Here is a 23,191-nt window from a genome sequence, read left to right on the forward strand (position 1 = left end):
GGACAAAAGATATATTTTAAAAGTTGCAATTGCCAGAAGTATTAAAATTATTCTAAGCTTTGTCTCCTGCCAAACCTTTCATCCATAATGCTGGCAAACCATTGTAAATTTGCCGCGCTATGAATCTTTCCGAATTATATACCAAAGCATTAGCCTTTGAGTTCCTGAGTATCGAAGAAGGTATGCACCTTTTCGAACGTGCGCCGCTGGCAGAATTGATGTATGTAGCTGATGAACTCAGAAAGAAGCAGGTGCCCCACGGGAAGGTGACCTGGCAGATAGACCGGAATGTGAATACTACCAATGTATGTATTGCCAATTGCAAGTTTTGCAATTTCTACCGCATTCCCGGGCATCCGGAAGCCTATATAACGGATATGCCTTCCTACAGGCAAAAGATCACGGAAACAATAAAATATGGCGGCGACCAGTTGCTGTTGCAAGGTGGTCACCACCCTGAGCTGGGACTTGATTTTTACACTAACATTTTCCGCCAGATCAAGCAGGAATTCCCCACTATCAAATTGCACGCACTCGGGCCCCCCGAAGTGGCACATATCACCAAACTGGCAAAGTCAACCCACCACGAAGTATTGAAAGCGCTGAAAGAAGCCGGGCTGGATTCACTTCCGGGCGCGGGTGCAGAGATATTGGTTGACAGGGTGCGTCGGTTGATCTCCAAGGGAAAATGTGGAGCAGACGAATGGCTGGCCATTATGCATGAAGCACATAAGCTGAATATCACTACATCCGCTACCATGATGTTTGGCCATGTGGAAACAATCAGGGAACGATTTGAACACCTGGTGAAGATCAGGGAAGTGCAGGCTAAAAAGCCACAGGATGCAAAGGGTTTCCTGGCTTTCATTCCATGGACCTTCCAGGATGTAGATACCCTGCTGACACGTATACGAGGCGTACATAACCTTACCACTCCTGAAGAATATATCCGCATGATCGCTATCAGCCGTATCATGTTACCTAATATCAAGAACATCCAGGCCTCCTGGTTGACAGTGGGTAAGCAAACAGCCCAGTTATGCCTGAATGGTGGCGCCAATGATTTCGGAAGTATTATGATCGAAGAGAATGTGGTAAGTGCTGCAGGAGCACCACACAGGTTCACGTCACGCACCATCCAGGATGCCATCAGGGAAGCAGGTTTTGAACCCCAGTTGCGCAACCAGCAATATGAGTGGAGAGAGATTCCCCAGGCCATTGAGGAACAGGTTGTAAATTATTAACATAGAACAAATCATGAGGCCTTTCAAATTGAAAGGTCTCCTTTATAAGCTACCCCTTACGGGATCGATATGAAAAACAATAGCTTTTACTTTCTTTGGGTACCTTTTATCGTAGGATTGTTATTCGGCATTTTTGGTGTAGCCTTCAATCTTTTTGCCCTGAATAACCGGCGGGATAAGGTCTATTCCTCTTTATTAGGTTGTGGCATTGGAATGGCTATCAGCTTTTTCCTTTTAAAAACAGTAGTGAAGGCCTGACGATCAATCTTTTACAAAAGGGAACTCCCTGAATAATTTCCAGTTGCCTCCGTTATTCTCCCAGAGTTGGAGCCCGGTTGAAATAGCTTCAAAGGCGGAGAAATTATCTTTCAGGAATTGCAACAATTCTGTGGCGGCTTCCTGATTTGCCTGGCTTTGGATGGTAATATGGGGCCATAACTCTTCCCGGTCCTGGGGTATCAGGAATGGTTCCCAGCCGTGTTGAAACTTACTATGCAATTGCATGAGAGATTCACTTTCAATAGTGTAAGCAACACCGGTGGATGTGCGGAGGGGTTCTTTTACCTGCAGAGTGATGACACTTTGCTGCGCCGCTATCAGTGCCACTTTTTCTATGATTGATTCCTCGTTGGGTAGTAAGCGGAATAAAGTAAGGTGGGCATCTGTTTTATTAAGATGGGCAGGGTAATAGATCTTTCTTAGGGCATTAAAAAACTGGAATGCATAGTCTTCCAGGGCCAGAGTAAGGATCAGGGGTACCTCCATAGCGTAAATAAACAAATTTATATTGTTATAAACGTTTATCCGGCCTTTAAGTATTTTAATATCAAGGAAGTAATAGGAAGCACTTAGTATTAATGTTGCCTGAATAAATAGCGGTCGAGGGCTTCAATGGCCTGGGCTTTCAATGTGGGGTCTAAAAGTTCGGTTACATGCCACTCATCTTGTTCCCTCACAAAAGAAAAGGGTTCAACCGCGGTTTTGGCACCCTGGGGTATAAAAGTATATCGCTCCTTATCGAAGATGACATGATAGGTGATGTTTTGATGGTTAACATCCAGTTGGGTAGAAAACAGATCTTCCATACGCTGTTTTTATTCATTGACCGTTAACACCTTCCTGAAAAGGTGTTAACGGTATTTTTTACTTATTGACTTGATGCAGAATCCTGTTGTGCAGGTCCTTGCTGAAGTAACTGCATCAGTTCGTCAAGTTTCGGAGCAAGAATGATCTCTGTTCTGCGGTTGCGTTGCCTGCCATCTGCAGTTTCATTGGATTCAACCGGTTCAAACTTACTACGTCCACTTGCCGTAACCCTGGTAGGGTCAACATGATACGTATCAGTAAGCAGGCGGACAATAGATGTGGCTCTTGCAACACTTAACGCCCAGTTATCTTCATATTTACCATGGATAGGAATAGAGTCCGTGTGCCCTTCCACTACAACATTAATATCCGGATTCACATTTAGTACTTGTGCCAGTGTTGCCAGGGCCTGTTTTCCTTTTGCATTTACTACCGCACTACCGGATGGGAAAAGCACTTTTTCCTGTAAGCTAACGTATACTTTTCCATTTTTAGTAAAGACCTGTAATTCATTGGAATTAAAACCAGTAAGCGCATCAGACATTTTTTTGCGCAGATTTTCTACAGCTTGTCTTTGCTGGTCAAGCAGCTTCCTGAGATCCCATAGCCTTTTTTGTTCAGCTTCCAATTGTTTTTGAGTCATGTTAGCCGTTCCTGTAGCTTGCGATGCAGCTTTCATGGCATCATCTATTTGCTTCACCAATTTGGAATTATCGCCTTGTAAACCTTCTATTTGACCTTTTAGCTGGGTTATTTCGTTCCTAAGTTCAGTATTCTGTGCCATCAGGTCCTGCTCCCGCGTAAGAGATTCTTCATATTTTTTGCGTGAAATACAGGAAGAAAGAAATAACAAGCAGAAAAGGGAGGTAAATAGGAGGCTATACTGTTTTCTCATAGCTACAATGATTTGCCATATTTTTCAAAAAAACTATGCCATTAGGTTGGTTTTACCTAACAATAGGGTGCAACTGACCTGCTTCTCTTAAATTTCAACGAGTAATTGCATGCACCCGACTAAGAAATTATATAGTAAAAATTGGTTGAAATACCTTTGATGAACTTGATGTCTGGCAAAGATAATATCGATGCCCGTGAGGCTAAACCCCTATAATAAGCATGCTGAAAAACACCATTCTTTGGGCTGATGATGATGCAGATGATCTCATGCTTATGAAGGAGATCCTGCTGAAGAATAATCGCCATTTCCAGATTATAGAAGTGCGTAACGGCCAGGAGGTTATGGATTATTTACAAAACGCCGGTCAAAAGGCTGCTTACCCCTCTCTTATTATCCTTGATATTAATATGCCCATAATGGATGGGAAGGAAACTCTTTCCAGGATCAAACAATCGGAAGAGTTTAAAGATATCCCCCTCGTCATCTTTACCACATCCAATAGCGAACTGGATAAGCTCTACTGCCGCAAATACCAGGTAGAGATGATCACAAAGCCTCCCAATTATAAAAGCCTGGAAAAAGCTGTCCTTAAATTAATCAGCTATTGCAAACATGAATAAATTAGCCTGCAGGATGTCCTCCAAAGCGGTTCCGGTCCAGTAAGGGTTTCGCTTTCAATTCAATGGCATAGCCCAGTTCATCGGAAAGGTCTTTATACCTTTCATCGGCCACCCATCTTCTACGTTCTTTCTGAAGAACTAACTGTTGGGGAGGTGCATTTTCATTTCTGCCATTATATTTTTGAAGGTGTGCGTAACACCTGCCGTCATATCCTATTGCTACATCGTAATGAGCTAAAGCACCCTCGTGTAACACTACTGCTGTCATTTCCATAACACATGCTTTAGTTTAATAAATCCAAAGATGATGCCCTTTTGAATGGAAAGGCAATAAAAATTTATAATGTAAAATACAGTCAACAATAAAGGAATACAATTCTACAATACGGGCACAAAAATCAGGGAAAGACACAGTGATTAAAGTATCAAAAAAACAAAAGCACATTAATGTAGACGAAACGAATCACCCAATGAGGACCAGGGTTTGGTCGGTATAATGCTTAATCTTGCTGCAAATCAATAAAATCGGATTATGATAAGAATACGTGAATTTCTCAGCGGCTTCATCTATTGAAAGTGAAAAGATTACATCATAATTTATACCTTTAATAAATGATAAGTAAGCACACCATTTTATATGCTGAGGATGACATTGATGATGTGTTCATGGTGAAAGAAGCATTTGAGAAACATGACCATATCGAAGTGGTGCATGCATTTAATGGCTGGGAAGCTTTACAGATCTTAAATAAGATGCATTCCAATGATGTTCTTCCATGCCTGCTGATACTTGATATAAATATGCCGGTAATGGATGGTAAAGAAGCCCTGGCAAAAGTGAGGAATAACCAACACCTGAAATCAATTCCTATCGTTTTATTCAGTACTTCCAACAGTATATCAGACCAGTTCTTCGCACAACAATGGAGTGTTGAGCTTATAACCAAACCACTTAATTACAATGACCTGGAAGGAATTGCCAGGGAATTCGTTAGCCGCTGCAATTTTGAGATCAACCAGCTGAAACAAAGCACCTGATCTACCCGATTCACATTTAATCTTCGTATTCATCCTGTCAATCTGGCAATTTCATTGGTTTGGAACAGGCATTGATAGCTATGGTACAATCACTTACACGAACAGATAAATATATTTTAGACTATGGTACAAGAAAAGGGAACAATTTCCATTCATACAGAGAACATCTTCCCCATTATTAAAAAGTTTTTGTATTCTGATAACGAGATCTTTCTGCGTGAGCTGGTAAGTAATGCTGTGGATGCCACTCAAAAGGTTAAACGTTTATCATCCCTGGGCCAATACAACAAGGAACTCGGCGACCTGACAATACAAGTGTCGGTAGATGAGAAAGCGAAAACCATTACTATCAGTGATAAAGGTATTGGTATGACCGCTGAAGAGATCAAAAAATATATTAACCAGATAGCTTTTTCAGGTGCTACAGAATTCATGGAAAAGTTCAAGGAAGCCAATGATGCCAACGAGATTATTGGTCGCTTTGGATTAGGCTTTTATTCTGCTTTTATGGTTGCAGACAAAGTGGAAATACAGACCCTTAGTTACCAGGAAGGAGCAGAGCCAGCACGTTGGATCTGTGATGGCAGTACTGAGTTTGAGATCACAGAAGGCAATAAGCAGGAAAGGGGCACTGATGTAATATTATACATCAATTCAGAAAGTGAAGAGTTTCTACAGGAAAACAGGATCCAGGGTATATTGGATAAATATGCCAAATTCCTGCCTGTGCCCATCCAGTTTGGGACCAGGTCGGAGTCGGTTGAGGACGGAGAAGATGAAAAGGGTGAAAAGAAATACAAAACTATCGAAGTACCCAACATCATTAATAATACTACACCCATATGGACAAAGCAACCAGCTGACCTGAATGATGAGGATTATCTTAAGTTTTACAGGGAGCTATACCCGTTTGCAGAAGACCCTTTGTTTTGGATTCACCTGAATGTGGATTATCCTTTTAACCTTACAGGGGTACTTTACTTCCCCAAATTGAAGAACGATTTTGAAGTACAGCGCAATAAGATCAAATTATTCTCACGCCAGGTATTCATTACCGATGAAGTAAAGGATATTGTTCCTGAATTTTTAATGCTGTTGCATGGTGTGATCGATTCTCCGGATATTCCATTGAACGTGAGCCGGAGCTTTTTGCAGGCCGACAGTAATGTAAAAAAGATCAACAGTTACATAACCCGTAAGGTAGCAGATAAGCTTAACGAGTTGTTCAGGAAAGACAGGAAGGCCTATGAAGATAAGTGGAAGGATATAGGCCTGTTTGTGAAATACGGGGCGCTGAGTGAAGAAAAGTTTTACGAAAAGGCAAAGGATTTCATATTGCTGACGAATACTGCAGGTGAGTACTATACATTGGAAGAATACAATGCAAAAGTGCGGGATTTCCAGACTGATAAGAATGGTACTACTGTTTACCTGTATACGGTAGATGAGGAAAGACAACACAGTTATGTGCAGTCTGCTAATAAGAAAGGCTATGATGTAGTTGTGATGGATTCTCCTATTGATAATCATTTTATGCAACATTTGGAAATGAAGCTGGACAAGGTTTCATTTAAAAGGGTGGATGCTGATGTATTGGATAAGCTGATACAAAAGGAAGATGTGCAAACACACCAGTTGACAGAAGACGAGCAAAAAATGGTTAAGGAGGTATTTGATAAAGCCATCAACAATACCAATATGAAGGTGGAAGTGGAAAGTTTGTCCGCCGGGGAACTGCCTGTAACCATAACCATGGAAGAATGGATGCGCCGGATGAAAGACATGGCTCGTATGGGCGGCGGCGGTGGAATGAATTTTTACGGTTCATTGCCTGATACCTATAAAGTAGCTGTAAATGGTAATCACAAGCTTGTTCAGCGCATACTGCAGTCAGATGACTCACATAAAGTGCAACTGGCAAGGCAGGCCTTTGATCTTGCCCTGCTATCACAGGGAATGTTGAAAGGTGCTGACCTTACTGCCTTCGTTGAAAGAAGTGTGCAGGTGGCAAGCGGAGAGTAAGAAGATTTAAGAGTTAATATATAATATTTAGGCCGGTCAGGAAACTGTACCCGGCCTTTTTTATTGTAAGCTTTTAATCAGGTCGTCTATGACCAGGGGGTAATGGAGGTGTTCGAGCTGGTGAATGCGGTTGGCCAGTGATTCGGGAGAGTCTGTGTCGAGTACCGGGCATGCAGTCTGGAAAAGGATATCTCCATTATCATAATGTTCGTCTACATAATGAATGGTAATACCTGATTCCATTTCGCCTGCATTCAACACAGATTCATGAACATATTGCCCGTACATGCCCCTGCCCCCATATTTGGGCAACAAGGCCGGGTGAATGTTAATGATCCGGCGTGGATAAGCATCAATTAATGAATGGGGTATTTTCCATAGAAAGCCCGCCAATACTATGAGGTTGGTGCTGGCTTGCCTGATTTCAGGCAGGTATCCATCTCCTTTAAAAAATCGTTCTTTTTCAATTATTAATACAGGAATCCCTTCTTTTTCAGCTATACTTATGACTCCTGCGCCAGGTTTATTGCATATTACCAGGCAAACCCTTGCAAGCGTGGAATTTCTGAAATAGTCTATAATCCTTGAGGCATTACTACCGGCCCCTGAGGCAAAAATGGTGATCCCTTGTAATTTTTGCGATGCAGATTGCCTGGATAAAGAAGATTCCTCGTTCATTTTCGGGAGATTTTTTTAGCGATCCTGCGAATATAGCTCCTAAAGAAAAAGAACTGGCCAAGTGGTAAGCTTACCAATAGTACCATTACCGGCCAAAGAATGGTTACTAATATTATATAAACAGGTATATATAGAAACAGGGAGTCAATTTCAAGAGATGTAATGATCTTCCTGGCCAAAAATCCTGTGAGGCTCCCCCCTAAAGCAAATGTTACCAGGATGAGGCTTACCCTTCCAGCCCCGACACCCCATTTTTCTTTTAAGTTTTCAAGCATAATTTCTTCATTGCTGTTACGAAATTACCCTTAGCCAATGGGATTCGAAAAAGAGGGTTCAATAGGTATAATATAGATTTCAACAACCTGATGAGAATCAGACAAAAACATGACATAAATCTTTCCCCTATTCCGGGAACTGGTTGAAAATTGGCTGAAACTCAAGCTGGTAGCGGGTTAAAAAATTTTTTGCATCCTCGATGATTTGTTAGATTCCTGTCATATTTTTGCACCCGATTCGGGAAATTATCCACATTTCAGACCAATCTTTTCTATGAATTTTTTTAAGATAATTGCTAAGAGGAGTGTTTTGCCAGGACTTTTGCTTCTAATTTCTTTTAACTCCATAAAAGCTCAATCAGGTCAGCAGATATTTCAACAGAATTGCCAAACCTGCCATAACCTGGATAAGGATGGCACTGGTCCGCACCTGAGAGGGGTTGAAGAAAGAGGGCCATGGGCTGAATCAAGGCAAAATTTGCACAAGTGGGTGCATAATCCCGGAGCATTTATCCCAACTACACCTTATACACAGGAATTACATAAGACCTTCGGCCAGATAATGCCATCATTTCCCCAATTATCTGATGCGGATATAGATGCGATCTTTGACTGGATCAAGAATGCACCAGCTCCCGGAGCTGCCAAGCCAACAGGGGAAGGTGCCACTGCTACTGAAGGTGAAGGAACATCAAACAGGAATGCCCTGATCTTCGGTATCATTTCATTGATCCTGGCTATTGTGGCTTTGATTCTAATGCAGGTAAACAGCAACCTGAAAAAGCTGTCTGATGATAAGGAAAGCATTCTGCGGCCCGAGCCTGTACCATTCTGGCGCAATAAGATCTATATAGCTTTATTTGCCATCATATTATTTATAGTAGGTGGTTATTATGTGGGCAAAGGTGCTATAGGTCTTGGCCGTCAACAGGGATACCAACCAACACAGCCTATTTACTTTTCTCATAAAGTACATGCCGGTATTAACCAGATCAACTGTTTATATTGTCATAACAGCGCCTTTGAGGGCAAGCACGCGGGCATACCAACCCTGAACATTTGTATGAACTGTCATAAATCTATTAATGCCTATGAAAAAGGGCCTAAGATCTATGATGAGAACAAGAATGAGATTGATGGAACCGCGGAGATCAAAAAACTTTACAGCTACGCCGGCTTTACTCCGGGACCTGGAGCTAATTGGGACCCTGCCAATGCAAAATCTCCTGAGTGGATAAAAATTCATAATCTTCCTGACCACGTTTATTTTAACCATTCACAGCATACGAAGGTGGGAAATGTACAATGCCAGACCTGTCATGGAAATATCCAGCAGATGGATAAAGTGCAACAAATGGCTGAACTGAGCATGGGATGGTGTATCAATTGCCACCGCGAAACAAAAGTGAACTTTAATTACAACGATAGTTCAGGAAATAAATACTACAGCATTTACGAGAAGTTTCACAACGATATTAAGTCAGGTAAAATGGATAGTGTGACAGTCAAGGACATCGGCGGTCTTGAATGTCAGAAGTGTCACTATTAATTAGCATTGAACATATGGCTTTTACGGCATATACCGTCAGGCCTGAACCATATAATTGTTGCCCTGAGCATGTCGAAGGGTCAAATTTTCAAATTCTAATATGAGCGATAAGAAATATTGGCAAAGTTTCGCTGAGCTGAATAATAAAGAAGAAGTTCAAAAACTGGCGCAGAATGAATTTGCTGAAGACCTGCCTTTTGAAGATCTTGATGATAAAGGATTATTTGATTCCAAGACACCACGCAGGGATTTTTTAAAGTATTTGGGCTTTAGTACTGCCGCTGCAACTTTAGCTGCAAGCTGTGAGACGCCTGTAAGGAAAGCAATGCCATATGTGAACCGCCCTGAAAACGTTACACCGGGAATAGCAAGGTATTTTGCTTCCACTTATGTGCAGGATGGTGACGTGGTGCCAGTGGTTGTTAAGGTGAGAGACGGACGTCCGATCAAGATTGAAGGAAATGAATTGTATCCTTTTACTAAAGGAGGTACTTCGGCACGAGCGCAGGCTTCTGTTCTTGACCTATATGATATGTACCGCCTTCCGCATCCAAAGCGCAAGTCGGGCAATAAATTCCAGGAGATCCCAACATTTGACCAGCTGGACACCCAGATCAATAATGCATTAGCCGGATTGGGTGGTGCACCAGTGGTACTGCTGACCAGCACTGTAGTTTCTCCTACAACAAAACAGGTAATCTCTGAATTCCTTGCAAAATACCCGGGAAGTCGCCATGTGCAATATGATGCAATTTCCTATAGTGGCCTTATCCAGGCCAATGGTGGTAAGATACCAGCCTACCAGTTTGATCGTGCTAAAGTTATTGTGAGCCTGGGTGCTGACTTTTTAGGTACCTGGTTATCACCGGTTGAATTTGCCCGCCAATATGCTGTGGGTCGCAAGATCGATGAGAAAAATGTTTCCATGAGCAAACATTACCAGTTTGAAAGCTATTTGAGCATGACTGGTTCCTGTGCAGATGAACGATTTACACATAGACCTTCAGAATTAGGCCAGGTGGCTCTTGCCTTACTGGGAGCAGTAGGTGGCCAGGCGCCTGCAGTAAATTTTGCAGATGCCAACCTGCGTGCAGGCATCCAGAAAGTGGCTAATGATCTAAAAGCACATAATGGTGCTGCCCTGGTGGTTTGCGGAAGCAATGATCCAAATGTACAGGCAGTAGTAACAGCCATTAACAGTGCTATAGGTGCTACTATTGATCCTGCTGTTAGCTTAAATAACAGGCAGGGTATAGATGCTGACATGGTAAACCTTGTCAACCAGATGAATGCCGGACAGGTAGGTGCTTTATTTATCTATGGTGCCAATCCTGTCTATGATTATTTTGATGCCGATAAATTCAAAACCGGTTTAAGTAAGGTCAGGCTTTCCATTTCCTTTAATGAGAAGCTGGATGAGACCACTGAGCTTTGTCAATATTCGGTGCCAACACACCATTACCTGGAAAGCTGGGGTGATGCAGAGCCAAGAACAGGTTATATCTGCTTTATTCAGCCTACCATTAATCCTCTTTTCAAAACACGTCCTTTCCAGACCTCTTTATTGAAATGGAGTGGTAACAATACTGACTATGAAACCTATTTCAGGAATTTCTGGATGGGTAAAGTAGGTGGACAGGCAGGATTTGATAAGGTGCTGCAGGATGGCGTTCTGGCTATGTCAGTTGCTTCACCTGCCACAACTACTTCTACTGCTAATACAGGTGGTCTTCCTGCAGCTATCACTGCTATCACAGGTGGTCGCAAAGGGGGTAAAACTGAAGTGATTTTATACCAGAATGTGGCAATGGGAACAGGTCGCCAGGGTGGTAACCCATGGTTGCTGGAAGTTCCTGATCCTGTTACCAGGTCAAGCTGGGACAACTACGCCATGATCTCTACCAAGAAAGCAGAAGAACTAGGTATTAATTATAAAGATGTTGATTTTGAATATTATCCTGATAAGCCAATAATAGATATTACTGTTGGTAATAAAAAAGTTTCACTGCCTGCCCTGGTCATTCCTGGTATGCAGCCAGATACCATTGCAGTAGCAGTAGGATATGGCCGTAGCGAGAATTATTCCAAGGCAACACAGGGAGTGGGAAAGAATGTTTACCCATTGGCCCGCTGGAATGGATCTTCTATTGAATATGCCAATGATGTCAATGTGGCCCTGGCCGGAGACACTTACAAGGTGGCAAGGGTACAGGTGCACAATTCCTATGACGGCAGGACAGAAGTAGTAAAGGAAACTTCAATGGCTTCCTTCATGCTGCATCCTGACGCCTATAAAGAATGGCGTGAAGAATTGCATAAAGATTTTGCACCTGCTACAGGTGATTACCGCAAGGAAGGAACACTGTATGGTGATCATGTGCAGCCTGGTCCAAAATGGGGTATGTCTATCGATATGAACCTATGTATCGGTTGCCATGCCTGCGTAGTGGCCTGTCACCTGGAAAACAACGTTCCTGTTGTTGGTAAAAGTGAAGTACTGCGCTATCATGATATGCACTGGTTACGGATTGACCGCTACTTTGTAAGCGATGAAAATAACCCGGATAACCTGAAGGCAGTTGTATTCCAGCCTATGCTTTGCCAGCATTGTGATAATGCTCCTTGTGAGAACGTTTGCCCTGTTGCTGCTACCATGCACAACTCTGAAGGTGTAAACCAAATGGCTTATAACCGTTGTATAGGTACAAGGTATTGTGCCAACAACTGTCCTTATAAAGTTCGACGCTTTAACTGGGGTGATTATACTGGTGCAAGTACGCACGGTGTGTTAGGCCCTTCCAGTGGTGTAGGAGAACTAGATCCTGTTGTTCACCAGATGAATGACGAGCTGACACGTATGGTATTAAATCCCGACGTTGTTACCCGTAGCCGTGGTGTAATGGAGAAATGTTCCTTCTGTGTGCAGCGTACACAGGCTGGAAAATTACAGGCAAAAATGGAGAACAGGCCGCTGGGTGGTGACGATGTGATCACAGCATGTGCGCAAGCTTGTCCTACCAATGCTATCACTTTTAGTAATGTAAACGATAAAACAAGTACTGTTTCTAAGATCCGTGAGCAGAATCCGCGTCGTTTATTCTACGTGCTGGAACAGATCCATACCTTGCCTAACGTAAGTTACCTGGCCAAGATCCGTAACACGCAGGAAGTGATACAAGGTGAGAAAGAAGGCGCTGAGCATGCGCAACAACAAACGCATGAACCAGTTCCTTCAGAGCAGGCACCTGCTTCCACCGAAGCTGGACACTAGAATAAAGGGCGGAAACGCTTGAGATAAAAACAGTTGAAAGGTTGTTTAACAGAAACGGCCGGTAAGAAAAAGTAGAAAACCTGGTGAGGTATAAACTCCACCAGGAAAAGCATAAAAATTAAATAAGAGCCCTGGACATTTGCCATGGCTTGTAGCTAATAAATTATGGCATTACTTAAATATGAATCGCAGGTAAGACCACCGTTGGTAGTGGGTGACAAAGATTACCACCAGGTAACAGAAGACATTTGCCGCCCTGTGGAAGCCCGTCCTTCAACGCTTTGGTGGATTGGATTTATCATCTCTGTATTAATGCTTTTGTTTGGAGTTGTTTCCGTTACCCGCGAGGTGTGGTTTGGTACCGGCCAATGGAATCTAAATAAGACCGTGGGTTGGGGATGGGATATCACCAACTTCGTATGGTGGGTTGGTATTGGTCACGCCGGTACATTGATCTCCGCGATCCTGTTGCTCTTCCGCCAGGGATGGAGAACAGGTGTAAACCGCGCTGCTGAGGCTATGACCATCTTTGCGGTAATGTGCGCCGGCCAGTTTCCTATCTTTCACATGGGTCGTGTGTGGAATGCCTTCTTTACGCTTCCTTATCCAAATACACGTGGTCCTTTATGGGTGAATTTCAACTCACCCTTGTTATGGGACGTATTCGCGATCTCAACATATTTTACCGTTTCTCTTCTTTTCTGGTATGCGGGTTTACTGCCTGACCTGGCCACTCTTCGTGACAGGGCCAAAGAAAAATGGAGAAAGATGTTCTATGGTATCACCGCTTTTGGATGGACTGGTTCTACCAAGCACTGGCAGCGCCATGAAGCCCTTTCATTAGTTTTAGCCGGTTTGGCAACACCACTGGTACTTTCGGTACATACCATTGTATCCTTTGACTTTGCCACTTCAGTTATTCCAGGCTGGCATACTACCATTTTCCCTCCTTACTTCGTTGCAGGAGCCATCTTCTCTGGTTTTGCAATGGTGCAAACCCTGTTGCTGGTAACAAGAAAAGTATTGAACCTTCAACAATATATTACCATTGAGCACATCGAGGTAATGAATAAGGTAATAGTGTTAACGGGGTCTATTGTTGGTATTGCCTACCTGACAGAGTTATTCATGGCCTGGTATTCCGGGGTGAAATATGAGTGGTTTGCATTTGAACAAAACAGGGTGAACCTTTCCAGTCCATATGGATGGAGCTACTACATTATGATGGGATGTAACGTACTTTCTCCCCAGATCTTCTGGTTCAGAAAGATGAGAAGAAACCTATACGTTACATTTTTTATGTCAATCCTTGTGAACATTGGTATGTGGTTCGAGCGTTTCGTGATCATCGTTACTTCACTTTACCGTGATTACCTGCCATCTTCCTGGAGTACTTATTACTCACCAACTATCTGGGAGGTGGGCTTTTATATCGGAACTTTTGGATTATTCTTTACATGCTATTTCCTGTTTGCCAAGTTCTTCCCGGTAATTGCAGCGGCAGAGATCAAGCATATCCTAAAGAAGAGCGGGGATAATTATAAGGAACAAATGACCGTAGTGGAGGAAGAGTCGGTAGACCAATTTGTGCACGATACAGCACACTAAATAAGATTTGTGTGCAATTACAAATTGCCCACAAGAATGAACGAGGATTAAAAAACCAGAAACAATTAAAATGGCTATAAAAAAATTTGTTGTTGGATGCTTCGATGATGAGCAGGTGTTGTTTCCTGCCGTCAAGAACGTAAGAAAAGCAGGGTACAGGATACATGATGTATATACTCCAATGCCAATACACGGCCTGGATGCTGCCATGGGTCTCAGAGATACCAGCCTTCACACAGCAGGATTTATTTACGGTATTGCCGGAACAACCACGGCTTTCAGCTTCATCACCTGGGTATTTACAACAGACTGGCCCATGAACATCGGCGGTAAGCCTTTTTTCTCTTTGCCTGCATGGATACCTATTATGTTTGAGTTGACCGTTCTATTTTCAGCAGTAGGTATGGTACTTACTTTTTGCTACCTGTGCCAGTTGGCACCCTTTGTAAAAAAGGACCACTTCCATCTTCGTGCAACAGATGACCTTTTTGTGATGGCCATTGAGTGTACAGACAAAACCAATGAAACTGAAGTCAGCCAGTTCCTTTCCAATATAGGGGCTATTGATGTGACTACTCAATATAAAGAAACAGGTTGGTGGTTAGGCCGTTATGACAAGGAAACACAATTATTTGGTAAACCAACTGAAGCTGTCAGTTAATTAAACCTTATACGTAGATGAAAAAATTTGCAATTGCTGCAGGATTTCTGGCCATAAGCTTTGGTTTTATTGGCTGCGGTGGAGCTCATGGAGATGATCCGGGCCATTCCTATATGCCTGATATGTATTACAGCCGGGCCTATGAATCCTATGGATATAATAATGTGGGAGGAGAAAGAGATAGTTTAAAAGCCAGGGGTATATTTTATAATGCAATGCCTGTTCCGGGTACTGTAGCACGCGGCGAAGAAATGTCTAACCACCTGACTAATGATTCTGCAGGTTTAGCAGCTTCCAATGCCATCAAAAGTCCTTTGGATTCCACAACCTTTTCACCAGCTAATATGAAAGAAGCGCAAAGAGTTTACCTGGTGAACTGTGCTATCTGCCATGGTGAAAAGCTGGATGGTAATGGTCCTTTATGGAATGGTGGTAATGGTCCCTTCCCGGCAGCACCAAGAAACCTGATGGATGATTATACAAAGAAATTAAGCGATGGACATATTTTCTGGGTGATTACCAATGGTATTCGTACCATGGGAAGCTATGCTTCTCAAATACACCCTGAACAACGTTGGGCTATTATTAAATATATCCGTTCGAAACAGGGAGGTTCCGCACCCGCAGCAACTGATTCTGCTTCGGCAACAGCAGCTAAACCTTCAGGGGCAACAGCTCAGAAAGACACAACCAAAGCAAAATAATTAGAGCATAGATAAAAAGATTGTAATGACAATTAGAGAACAATACGTAATACCCAAAAAATATAACATGCTTTCAATGGTTTTAATGGCCATTGGTTTGTTATCGATCATCATTTTGTTTATTACACATGGCTCCAAAAGTGGTGCTGAGAACGAGGTGGTAAGAGCCAGGTTCTGGGCTGCTCTTTTACAAAATAGTGTTTACTTTTTACTGGTCACTAATGCGGCTATGTTTTTTATTTGCGCTACCACGTTGATGTGGGGCGGATGGCAGGTTTCCTTTCGTAGGGTCACAGAGGCTATTTCTGCCTGTGTACCTGTTATCGGTATTATTACTTTTGTGATATTGATGGCAATAGTTTTTGGCGGCGACCATGTGATCTACCACTGGACAGATGCCGAACATGTACAACATGACCCCATTCTTTTAGGTAAGTCTGGCTTTTTAAATAAAACTTTCTTCACCGTTTGGACATTGATCACTTTAATAGGATGGTCATGGCTTGGTTATAAGATCCGCAGCATGTCGCGTGCTATTGATGACACAAAGCTTACTGTTGAAGAAGGAAGAAAGTATATGTGGGATAATACAGTATGGTCTGGTGTATATGTAGTATTATTTGGCTTAACCGTAATGTCCTGTACCCCATGGTTCTGGCTGATGAGCATAGATGCACACTGGTATTCAACCATGTATAGCTGGTATACATTTGCCAGTACATTCGTTGCGGGAATTGCCCTTATAACCTTGTTTGTGGTTTTCTTAAAGAATAACAATTACCTGGAGCTCACCAACAGGGAACATTTACATTCCCTTGGTATTATGCTCTTTGCCTTTTCCATTTTCTGGACTTATTTGTGGTTTGACCAGTTCATGCTGATCTGGTATGCCAACATTCCCGAGGAAACTATTTATTTCAAATCACGATTGCAAGGACCATACAGGGGCATATTCTTCCTGATGCTGATCATTAACTTTTTAGCACCAATATTGCTGCTCATGACGCGTAGCGCCAAGAGAAATTATGGTACCATGACCATGTTGTGCGTGCTGATCTTATTTGGCCACTGGCTGGACTTCTTCCAAATGGTGATGCCTGGTCCGTTGACCGACCCAAATACCAAGCTGACGCATGTTCCTTTTATGTTAGCTGATTTCGGAATTGCATTAGGTTTTGTAGGTTTGATCATGTTTGTTACTGTAAGATCACTGGCTAAATGGCCACTGATCGCTAAAAACAATCCATTCTTAAAAGAAAGCATTATACATCATACGTAGAAATTCCAGGGCCAGGGGTTTTGGAGCACTGGCCTGAATAAAATAACTCAATAGAATATGTCAACTATCTGGATACTTGTAGCGTTTATTTTGGGATTTATCATTGTCTTTCAAATAGCCAAGGCAAGTGAATATGTAGCTATACTTAGAGGAGAAGATAAAACCCGCAAAGAATCAAACAGGATCAATGCATTCCTCCTGCTTGTTTTTCTTGTGGTCGGGCTTTTTGGAGTGTTTTATTGCAATGAGCAATTAAAAGGAAAGATCCTTCCTGAGTCTGCATCTGATCATGGCGATAAAATAGATACCATGATCTGGATCACACTGGGTATTACCTTCTTTGTATTTTTAATCACACAGATCCTTTTATTCTGGTTTGCCTACAAGTACCAGGAAAAAGAAGGACAGAAAGCGTATTATTTCCCTCATAATAACAAACTGGAAGTGATCTGGACGGTAATCCCGGCTATCACCCTGACAGTATTGGTAGGATTTGGTTTGTACTACTGGTTCCAGATAACAGGCGAGGCTCCAAAGGATGCTCAGCTGGTTGAAGTAACCGGAAGCCAGTTTAAATGGGAGTTCCGTTACCCTGGTAAAGATGGTAAGCTGGGAAGAAAATATTTTAAGGAGATCAGTGAGACCAAACAAAATCCATTAGGACAGATATGGAGTGATCCTGATAATCATGATGATGTAGTTGGTAGCCAGGAAATGCATATAGTTGTGGGTAAACCAGTAAAGCTGATCATCAATGCTAAAGATGTAATTCATGACGTGGGTCTTCCTCACTTCCGAATGAAGATGGACGCTGTTCCGGGTATGCCAACAACCATGTGGTTCACCCCTAAGTTCACTACACGCCAGATGAAAGAAAAGTATGGTGAAGATTTCAACTATGAGATCTCCTGCGACCAGCTTTGTGGTAAAGGCCACTATAGTATGAGAGGTGTAGTAATTGTGGAATCCCCGGCAGAATTTAAAATATGGCTGGCTAAACAAACACCACAGTATGTAACCGCCAACAGCGCACCTGCACCAGAGTCCCCGGCAGGTGGCACTCCCGCTAAGCCAGCAGGAGGCGCAGCTAAAGATTCAACCACGGGTTCATCGAATGCTATTAAAACACGTAATTAAACCAAACGGTTAAAAAATATTGATATGAGCAACGATTCAACAATACATGTGCATGAAGGAGCAGTGGAGCATGGGGTACATCATGATGGAGATGGACATCACCATCACAAACAGAGCTTTGTTTCTAAATATATCTTTAGCCAGGACCATAAGACCATTGCCAAACAGTTTTTGATCACTGGTATGGCATGGGCTATTGTAGGTGCCATGTTTTCCATTATATTCCGTTTGCAGATAGGATATCCTGACCAAACTTTCCCATTCCTGGAAACTTTCCTGGGCAAATGGGCCAAGGGCGGAAAGATCGACCCGGAATTTTATTATGCAGCGGTTACCATGCACGGAACTATCATGGTGTTCTTTGTACTGACTGCAGGACTGAGCGGAACATTTGCCAACCTGTTAATTCCCCTGCAGATCGGTGCCCGTGATATGGCATCTCCTTTCCTGAACATGCTATCTTACTGGTTCTTCTTTTTAGCCAGTATCATCATGGTATCTTCATTATTCCTGTCTACAGGTGCGCATAGTGGTGGATGGACAACCTATCCTCCATTAAGTGCCTTGCATGAAGCATCTTCTGGTTCTAAAAGAGGCGTGGATTTCTGGCTGGTGAGTATGGCTATGTTCATTGTTTCCCAGTTAATGGGTGGTTTGAACTATGTTTCCACCATCCTTAATATGCGAACAAAAGGAATGAGCATGACAAGGCTGCCATTAACAATATGGGCCCTTTTCTTTACTGCCGTATTGGGAATCCTTTCCTTCCCGGTATTACTTTCTGCAGCCATATTATTGTTATTCGACCGTAACCTGGGTACAAGCTTTTACCTGAGCGATATATATGTAGCGGGACAGATCCTTCCCAATGAAGGTGGTAGCCCGATATTGTACCAGCACTTGTTCTGGTTCCTGGGTCACCCCGAAGTTTATATCGTTATCCTGCCAACCATGGGTATGGTATCAGAGATCATGAGTATCAACTCCCGCAAGCCAATCTTCGGTTACATGGCAATGGTGGGTTCTCTGTTCGCCATCTGTATCCTGGCATTGTTGGTATGGGCGCACCATATGTTTGTGAGCGGTATGAATCCATTCCTTGGAGGTGTGTTCGTTCTATTGACATTGCTGATCGCTATTCCTTCAGCCATTAAGGTGTTTAACTGGCTTACAACCATCTGGCGTGGAAACATAAGGTTTACTCCCGCCATGCTATTCTGTATTGGGTTTGTGAGCATATTCATCTCTGGTGGATTGACAGGTATCTGGATGGGTAACTCTACTATCGATATTCATATTCATGATACTTATTTTATCATTGCCCACTTCCACCTGGTAATGGGTGTAGCAGCATTCTTAGGAATGTTTGCGGGTATCTATCATTGGTTCCCTAAAATGTTTGGACGTTACCTTAACAATACACTTGGTTATATCCATTTCTGGGTTACATTGACTGGAGCATACCTGATCTTCTGGCCAATGCACTACATGGGACTGGCAGGTGTGCCACGCCGTTACCTTGACTTCAGCCTGTGGACTTCCTTTAATAAGTTCGACAGCCTGAACAAAATGATCTCTATTGTTACCATTATAGTATTCTTTGTTAACCTGATGTTTGTATTCAATTTCTTCTATTCAATATTCAAAGGAAGAAAGGTGAGAACAACAAATCCCTGGGATGCCACTACATTGGAGTGGACCACACCAATCAATCCGGGACATGGTAACTGGGTGGGTGAAATACCGGAAGTACACCGTTGGGCATATGATTATGGTAAGGATGGCAGAGATTTCATTGCACAGACAGAACCAGTAAAGCCTGGTGAAACAGGACATTAAGGTGAATCTTTAGTTTTTGAGTGATAGTAAAGTGTAGATTATAGAAAGAAGGATAAGTGTAGAGCGAAATAAGTTTTTTGAAATAAAGGTGTTTGCAGGCACGGTAAACATTGCAGGGAAATGGGTCATTCGGATCAGTTAGCAAACAACGGGAAACATAATAAGTTGAAAGATTATCTTCAACTTACCAAGCCATCACTAAATATTATGGTGGTGTTCTCCAGTGTGGTCTGTTACCTGATGGCACCTAAAGTGGTGGACAATGACTGGCTCATGATCACCTTGTTGTTTATCGGAGGCTTTTTGGTCACCGGTAGCGCCAATGCCATTAACCAGGCAGTGGAAAAAGATACTGATGCCATGATGAAGCGTACCTCCAAAAGACCTGTCGCTGCTGGTCGTATGCCTGTTTCTGAGGCATGGATTTTTGCAGTTGTAACAGGAGTGGTTGGATGCTTTATCCTGGGTTACTTTTTTAATCCACTGAGTGCCGGATTAGCAGCCTTCAGTCTTTTTTTATATGCGTTTATATATACGCCATTAAAAAAAGTGAATGCCGTAGCAGTGTTAATTGGGGCATTTCCCGGTGCATTACCTTGCCTGATTGGATGGGCTGCTGGTAATGATTCGGTCTTTGAAAATGGACATGGCTGGAAAGATTATGGTGGATGGGCCTTGTTTGGGCTACAGTTTCTGTGGCAGTTCCCGCACTTCTGGGCTATAGCCTGGATAGCGCATAAGGACTACACTACGGCAGGCTTTAAATTATTGCCTGCAGAAAAGGGACCAACAAAGTTCACAGCATTGCAAACCATTATCTATGCGCTGCTATTGATTCCAGTTAGCATATTGCCCTATATCCTTGGACTAACTAGCTTCCAGGGGACAAAAGGTATAATTTGCCTGGCATTGGTAGTGATTTCAGATTTGTTCCTGGTATGGCAATGTGTAAGGCTTTACAATGAAATGGAAGCCAAAGCAGCCAGGAGAGTAATGTTCAGCAGCTATATTTACCTGCCGATAGTGTTACTGGCACTATTGGCTGCCAAATATTAAAACGAATGAAAGTAATAAAATCGATTACCCGGGGCTTACATTCGTATCATTCATCAAACCTGTGTGATCAGTGACTATGGATATAGTGAGCGCACAACAAGACAATAAGGTCCATCCGCACAAATTCATTTTGTGGGTTGCAATTGCCAGCATTATAATGATGTTTGCAGGGCTGACCAGTGCTTATATAGTTAAAAGTGGCCAGGCAAACTGGCAGGATGTAAGGTTGCCAAATACCTTCTGGTATTCAACTGCTGTTCTTCTGATCAGTAGTCTTACCATCCAGGTGGCTTACCGTGCTATTAAGCAAAGGGAAATGACCCAATACCGTTCCTTGCTGATTGTGACGCTTGTACTTGGAATTGCCTTCGTTGTTTTGCAGGGTATAGGATTCAGTTGGTTATGGGCGCATGGAGTTCATTTTGATGGAGCGGGCGCAGGACAGTTCTTATATATTTTATTTGGCTTGCATGCCCTTCATGTAGTAGGTGGCATCATTGCTTTGATCATCATTATATTGAAACAATATACTGGCAAAACAAGAAGCTATAATACAGTACAGGCAGAAGTGATGAGCACTTACTGGCATTTTGTAGATTTCCTGTGGTTGTATTTATTGGTGTTCTTTGTTTGGATCGGGAAATAGAGTTTGAACCAGGCTCTTAATTCGGTTAAAAAGCCTGGAAAACAGGGGTTTGTTGAATTGAATTCCTGGATTGGATATATTAAATGAAGTGAAGGTTATGGTTCAGGGAACTATTACCGGTTATTAAAAACTTGAAATTGAATATGGCAACAACTGCTGCGGCAACAAAAACAAATTGGTGGAATGGAGGTAAAAGCCCATTCAATGTAGAGTATGGTAAACTGATGATGTGGTATTTCCTGATGAGTGATGCCTTCACCTTTGGAGCATTTCTTATCTCATATGGCACCATCCGCTTTTCACAAAACGTGTGGGCAGACCCTAACGTAGTATTCAATGCATTTCCCGGCGCCGGACATACCAACCTGCCTCTTGCCTTTGTGAGCGTTATGACCTTTATATTGATCATCAGCTCCGTTACCATGGTGCTGGCAGTTCATGCAGGTCATAACAATGATAAGAAAGGTGTTATGAAGTGGCTGGCATGGACAATTGTTGGAGGGTTAGCCTTCCTTGGTTGCCAGGCATGGGAATGGCATCACCTGATCACTGGTGAACATGTTGTCCTGATGGACAATCACCTGGATGTGATCGGGCAAACTACCAGGGTAAATCCATGGGGCCAAATGGTGAATCCGGCCACAGTAATGAACGCCCTGCAAAATACGCCGCATGATGCGCTGGTGAAGATCGTTGGATCACACCATCATGAAATGACGGAAGTGCAACTGGCAGCCCTTTCAGACAGCCAGTTAAAAGGCATGATTGATACTGCTGAATTACATGTAAGGGAAACAGGACCTGTTGCTTTCGGGGGATTCTTCTATGGCATTACAGGATTTCATGGTTTCCATGTATTTTCTGGTGTCATCATTAATATAATAATGTTGGTTATGACCAGTAAAGATGTATTTACCAATAAAGGTCATTACCTGATGATAGAAAAAGCAGGTCTTTACTGGCACTTTGTAGACCTGGTATGGGTATTTGTATTCCTTTGTTTTTATCTAATCTAAATTGAAGAATTATTATGGAGCATCAAAATATATCATCAGAGATCACCTACCAGCATCATATTGAGGATACCGAATTTAAAAAACGGATCCGCAAAACAACTATCCTGCTTTCTGTCATCACAATGATAGAATTGGCCATAGGGTTAACTATATATACCATGCATAAAGGTGAACACCCAAGTGCTTTATTAGTACTAATGTTCAAAGGCATGGTATGTATCCTCACCCTGGCAAAAGCTTACTATATTGTTAGTGTGTTTATGCACCTGGGCGATGAGATCAGGAACATGATCATGACCGTAGTAGTCCCACTTATGTTATTTGTATGGTTCATTGCTGCCTTCCTTTGGGATGGTAATGCTTTCAGAACAAGCCGTAACCGGTATGATAAGTTTAAGATGGAGAAGACTATGCAGCATCCAATAAAGCAGGGAGATACTACCCAACATGGTTTTGGCGGTTAATGTCCTGTTATAATGAAATGTACTTACCACCGTCATCATAATTTTGTGACGGTGGTTTTTTTTATCACAGAACTATAGATTATTGTACCAAGCCATAACA

23 protein-coding genes are annotated in these 23,191 nt (G+C 42.5%); 17 read left to right on the forward strand and 6 right to left on the reverse strand.

All coding sequences use genetic code 11. The features are described from left to right. The first annotated feature begins 119 nt into the window (after nucleotides 1-119). Together mqnC and BUA53_RS07955 are read left to right on the forward strand one after the other, a co-directional pair. On the forward strand, nucleotides 120-1,244 hold the full coding sequence (gene mqnC, locus BUA53_RS07950; RefSeq protein ID WP_072834828.1) for a cyclic dehypoxanthinyl futalosine synthase: 1,125 nt from the start codon (nucleotides 120-122) through the stop codon (nucleotides 1,242-1,244). 69 nt (nucleotides 1,245-1,313) lie between these two features. Then, the gene (locus BUA53_RS07955) at nucleotides 1,314-1,502 is read left to right on the forward strand and encodes a hypothetical protein (RefSeq protein ID WP_072834829.1); all 189 of its coding nucleotides are present in this window, start codon (nucleotides 1,314-1,316) and stop codon (nucleotides 1,500-1,502) included. 3 nt (nucleotides 1,503-1,505) lie between these two features. Here the strand turns inward: BUA53_RS07955 and BUA53_RS07960 are convergent, their stop codons facing one another. From BUA53_RS07960 to BUA53_RS07970, 3 genes are all read right to left on the reverse strand, one after another. After that, nucleotides 1,506-2,009 (reverse strand): 2'-5' RNA ligase family protein, encoded by a 504-nt coding sequence (locus BUA53_RS07960; RefSeq protein WP_072834830.1) that lies wholly within the window; start codon nucleotides 2,007-2,009, stop codon nucleotides 1,506-1,508. 89 nt (nucleotides 2,010-2,098) lie between these two features. Then, nucleotides 2,099-2,329, reverse strand: coding sequence for a hypothetical protein (locus BUA53_RS07965; protein ID WP_072834831.1), 231 nt, complete (start codon nucleotides 2,327-2,329; stop codon nucleotides 2,099-2,101). 62 nt (nucleotides 2,330-2,391) lie between these two features. After that, a complete protein-coding gene (locus BUA53_RS07970) occupies nucleotides 2,392-3,225 on the reverse strand; it encodes an OmpA/MotB family protein (RefSeq protein WP_072834832.1) in 834 nt (277 codons plus the stop codon). Between the two features lie 221 nt (nucleotides 3,226-3,446). Here BUA53_RS07970 and BUA53_RS07975 point away from each other — a divergent pair, with 221 nt between their 5' ends. Continuing rightward, on the forward strand, nucleotides 3,447-3,848 hold the full coding sequence (locus BUA53_RS07975; RefSeq protein WP_072834833.1) for a response regulator: 402 nt from the start codon (nucleotides 3,447-3,449) through the stop codon (nucleotides 3,846-3,848). Between the two features lies 1 nt (nucleotide 3,849). On the opposite strand, the gene BUA53_RS07980 is transcribed toward BUA53_RS07975, so the two are convergent. Then, nucleotides 3,850-4,122: a hypothetical protein gene (locus BUA53_RS07980; protein ID WP_072834834.1), complete on the reverse strand. Its 273-nt coding sequence runs from the start codon at nucleotides 4,120-4,122 to the stop codon at nucleotides 3,850-3,852. Nucleotides 4,123-4,460: 338 nt separating this feature from the next. Between BUA53_RS07980 and BUA53_RS07985 the strand changes: the two genes are divergently transcribed. Both BUA53_RS07985 and htpG read left to right on the forward strand, forming a co-directional pair. Further along, nucleotides 4,461-4,886: a response regulator gene (locus BUA53_RS07985; RefSeq protein ID WP_072834835.1), complete on the forward strand. Its 426-nt coding sequence runs from the start codon at nucleotides 4,461-4,463 to the stop codon at nucleotides 4,884-4,886. A 123-nt stretch (nucleotides 4,887-5,009) separates the two neighbouring features. After that, entirely contained in the window at nucleotides 5,010-6,908 is a 1,899-nt protein-coding gene (htpG, locus tag BUA53_RS07990) for a molecular chaperone HtpG (RefSeq protein WP_072834836.1), read from the forward strand. Nucleotides 6,909-6,968: 60 nt separating this feature from the next. Here htpG and purN read toward each other — a convergent pair whose 3' ends face one another. Both purN and BUA53_RS08000 read right to left on the reverse strand, forming a co-directional pair. Further along, nucleotides 6,969-7,586 (reverse strand): phosphoribosylglycinamide formyltransferase, encoded by a 618-nt coding sequence (gene purN, locus BUA53_RS07995; RefSeq protein ID WP_072834837.1) that lies wholly within the window; start codon nucleotides 7,584-7,586, stop codon nucleotides 6,969-6,971. Further along, entirely contained in the window at nucleotides 7,583-7,861 is a 279-nt protein-coding gene (locus tag BUA53_RS08000; RefSeq protein ID WP_072834838.1) for a DUF6787 family protein, read from the reverse strand. Before BUA53_RS08000 ends, purN begins: the two co-directional genes overlap by 4 nt. Nucleotides 7,862-8,135: 274 nt before the next feature. Here BUA53_RS08000 and BUA53_RS08005 point away from each other — a divergent pair, with 274 nt between their 5' ends. The 12 genes from BUA53_RS08005 to BUA53_RS08060 all read left to right on the forward strand — a co-directional run bounded on the left by BUA53_RS08005 (nucleotide 8,136) and on the right by BUA53_RS08060 (nucleotide 23,091). Further along, complete coding sequence (locus tag BUA53_RS08005) at nucleotides 8,136-9,410, forward strand: c-type cytochrome (protein WP_072834839.1); 1,275 nt, start codon at nucleotides 8,136-8,138, stop codon at nucleotides 9,408-9,410. A 100-nt stretch (nucleotides 9,411-9,510) separates the two neighbouring features. Beyond that, complete coding sequence (locus tag BUA53_RS08010) at nucleotides 9,511-12,681, forward strand: TAT-variant-translocated molybdopterin oxidoreductase (protein WP_072834840.1); 3,171 nt, start codon at nucleotides 9,511-9,513, stop codon at nucleotides 12,679-12,681. A 165-nt stretch (nucleotides 12,682-12,846) separates the two neighbouring features. Continuing rightward, nucleotides 12,847-14,289 (forward strand): NrfD/PsrC family molybdoenzyme membrane anchor subunit, encoded by a 1,443-nt coding sequence (gene nrfD, locus BUA53_RS08015; protein WP_072834841.1) that lies wholly within the window; start codon nucleotides 12,847-12,849, stop codon nucleotides 14,287-14,289. Between the two features lie 70 nt (nucleotides 14,290-14,359). Next, complete coding sequence (locus tag BUA53_RS08020) at nucleotides 14,360-14,950, forward strand: DUF3341 domain-containing protein (protein WP_072834842.1); 591 nt, start codon at nucleotides 14,360-14,362, stop codon at nucleotides 14,948-14,950. 17 nt (nucleotides 14,951-14,967) lie between these two features. After that, nucleotides 14,968-15,654 (forward strand): c-type cytochrome, encoded by a 687-nt coding sequence (locus BUA53_RS08025; protein WP_072834843.1) that lies wholly within the window; start codon nucleotides 14,968-14,970, stop codon nucleotides 15,652-15,654. Between the two features lie 25 nt (nucleotides 15,655-15,679). Next, complete coding sequence (locus tag BUA53_RS08030) at nucleotides 15,680-16,933, forward strand: quinol:cytochrome C oxidoreductase (RefSeq protein WP_072834844.1); 1,254 nt, start codon at nucleotides 15,680-15,682, stop codon at nucleotides 16,931-16,933. Nucleotides 16,934-16,990: 57 nt separating this feature from the next. Next, a complete protein-coding gene (locus tag BUA53_RS08035) occupies nucleotides 16,991-18,070 on the forward strand; it encodes a cytochrome c oxidase subunit II (protein WP_072834845.1) in 1,080 nt (359 codons plus the stop codon). A 24-nt stretch (nucleotides 18,071-18,094) separates the two neighbouring features. Beyond that, on the forward strand, nucleotides 18,095-19,909 hold the full coding sequence (locus tag BUA53_RS08040; RefSeq protein WP_072834846.1) for a cytochrome c oxidase subunit I: 1,815 nt from the start codon (nucleotides 18,095-18,097) through the stop codon (nucleotides 19,907-19,909). Between the two features lie 165 nt (nucleotides 19,910-20,074). After that, entirely contained in the window at nucleotides 20,075-20,965 is an 891-nt protein-coding gene (cyoE, locus tag BUA53_RS08045) for a heme o synthase (protein WP_245793059.1), read from the forward strand. Nucleotides 20,966-21,041: 76 nt separating this feature from the next. Next, entirely contained in the window at nucleotides 21,042-21,611 is a 570-nt protein-coding gene (locus tag BUA53_RS08050; RefSeq protein ID WP_072834848.1) for a cytochrome c oxidase subunit 3, read from the forward strand. A 143-nt stretch (nucleotides 21,612-21,754) separates the two neighbouring features. Continuing rightward, on the forward strand, nucleotides 21,755-22,627 hold the full coding sequence (locus BUA53_RS08055) for a cytochrome c oxidase subunit 3 (protein ID WP_072834849.1): 873 nt from the start codon (nucleotides 21,755-21,757) through the stop codon (nucleotides 22,625-22,627). Between the two features lie 14 nt (nucleotides 22,628-22,641). Then, nucleotides 22,642-23,091 carry a cytochrome C oxidase subunit IV family protein gene (locus tag BUA53_RS08060; protein WP_072834850.1) on the forward strand — a complete coding sequence of 150 codons (450 nt, stop codon included), beginning with the start codon at nucleotides 22,642-22,644 and terminating at the stop codon, nucleotides 23,089-23,091. Nucleotides 23,092-23,191 lie beyond the last annotated feature (100 nt).

This window comes from Flavisolibacter ginsengisoli DSM 18119, assembly GCF_900129295.1.
Taxonomy (GTDB): Bacteria; Bacteroidota; Bacteroidia; order Chitinophagales; family Chitinophagaceae; genus Flavisolibacter; species Flavisolibacter ginsengisoli.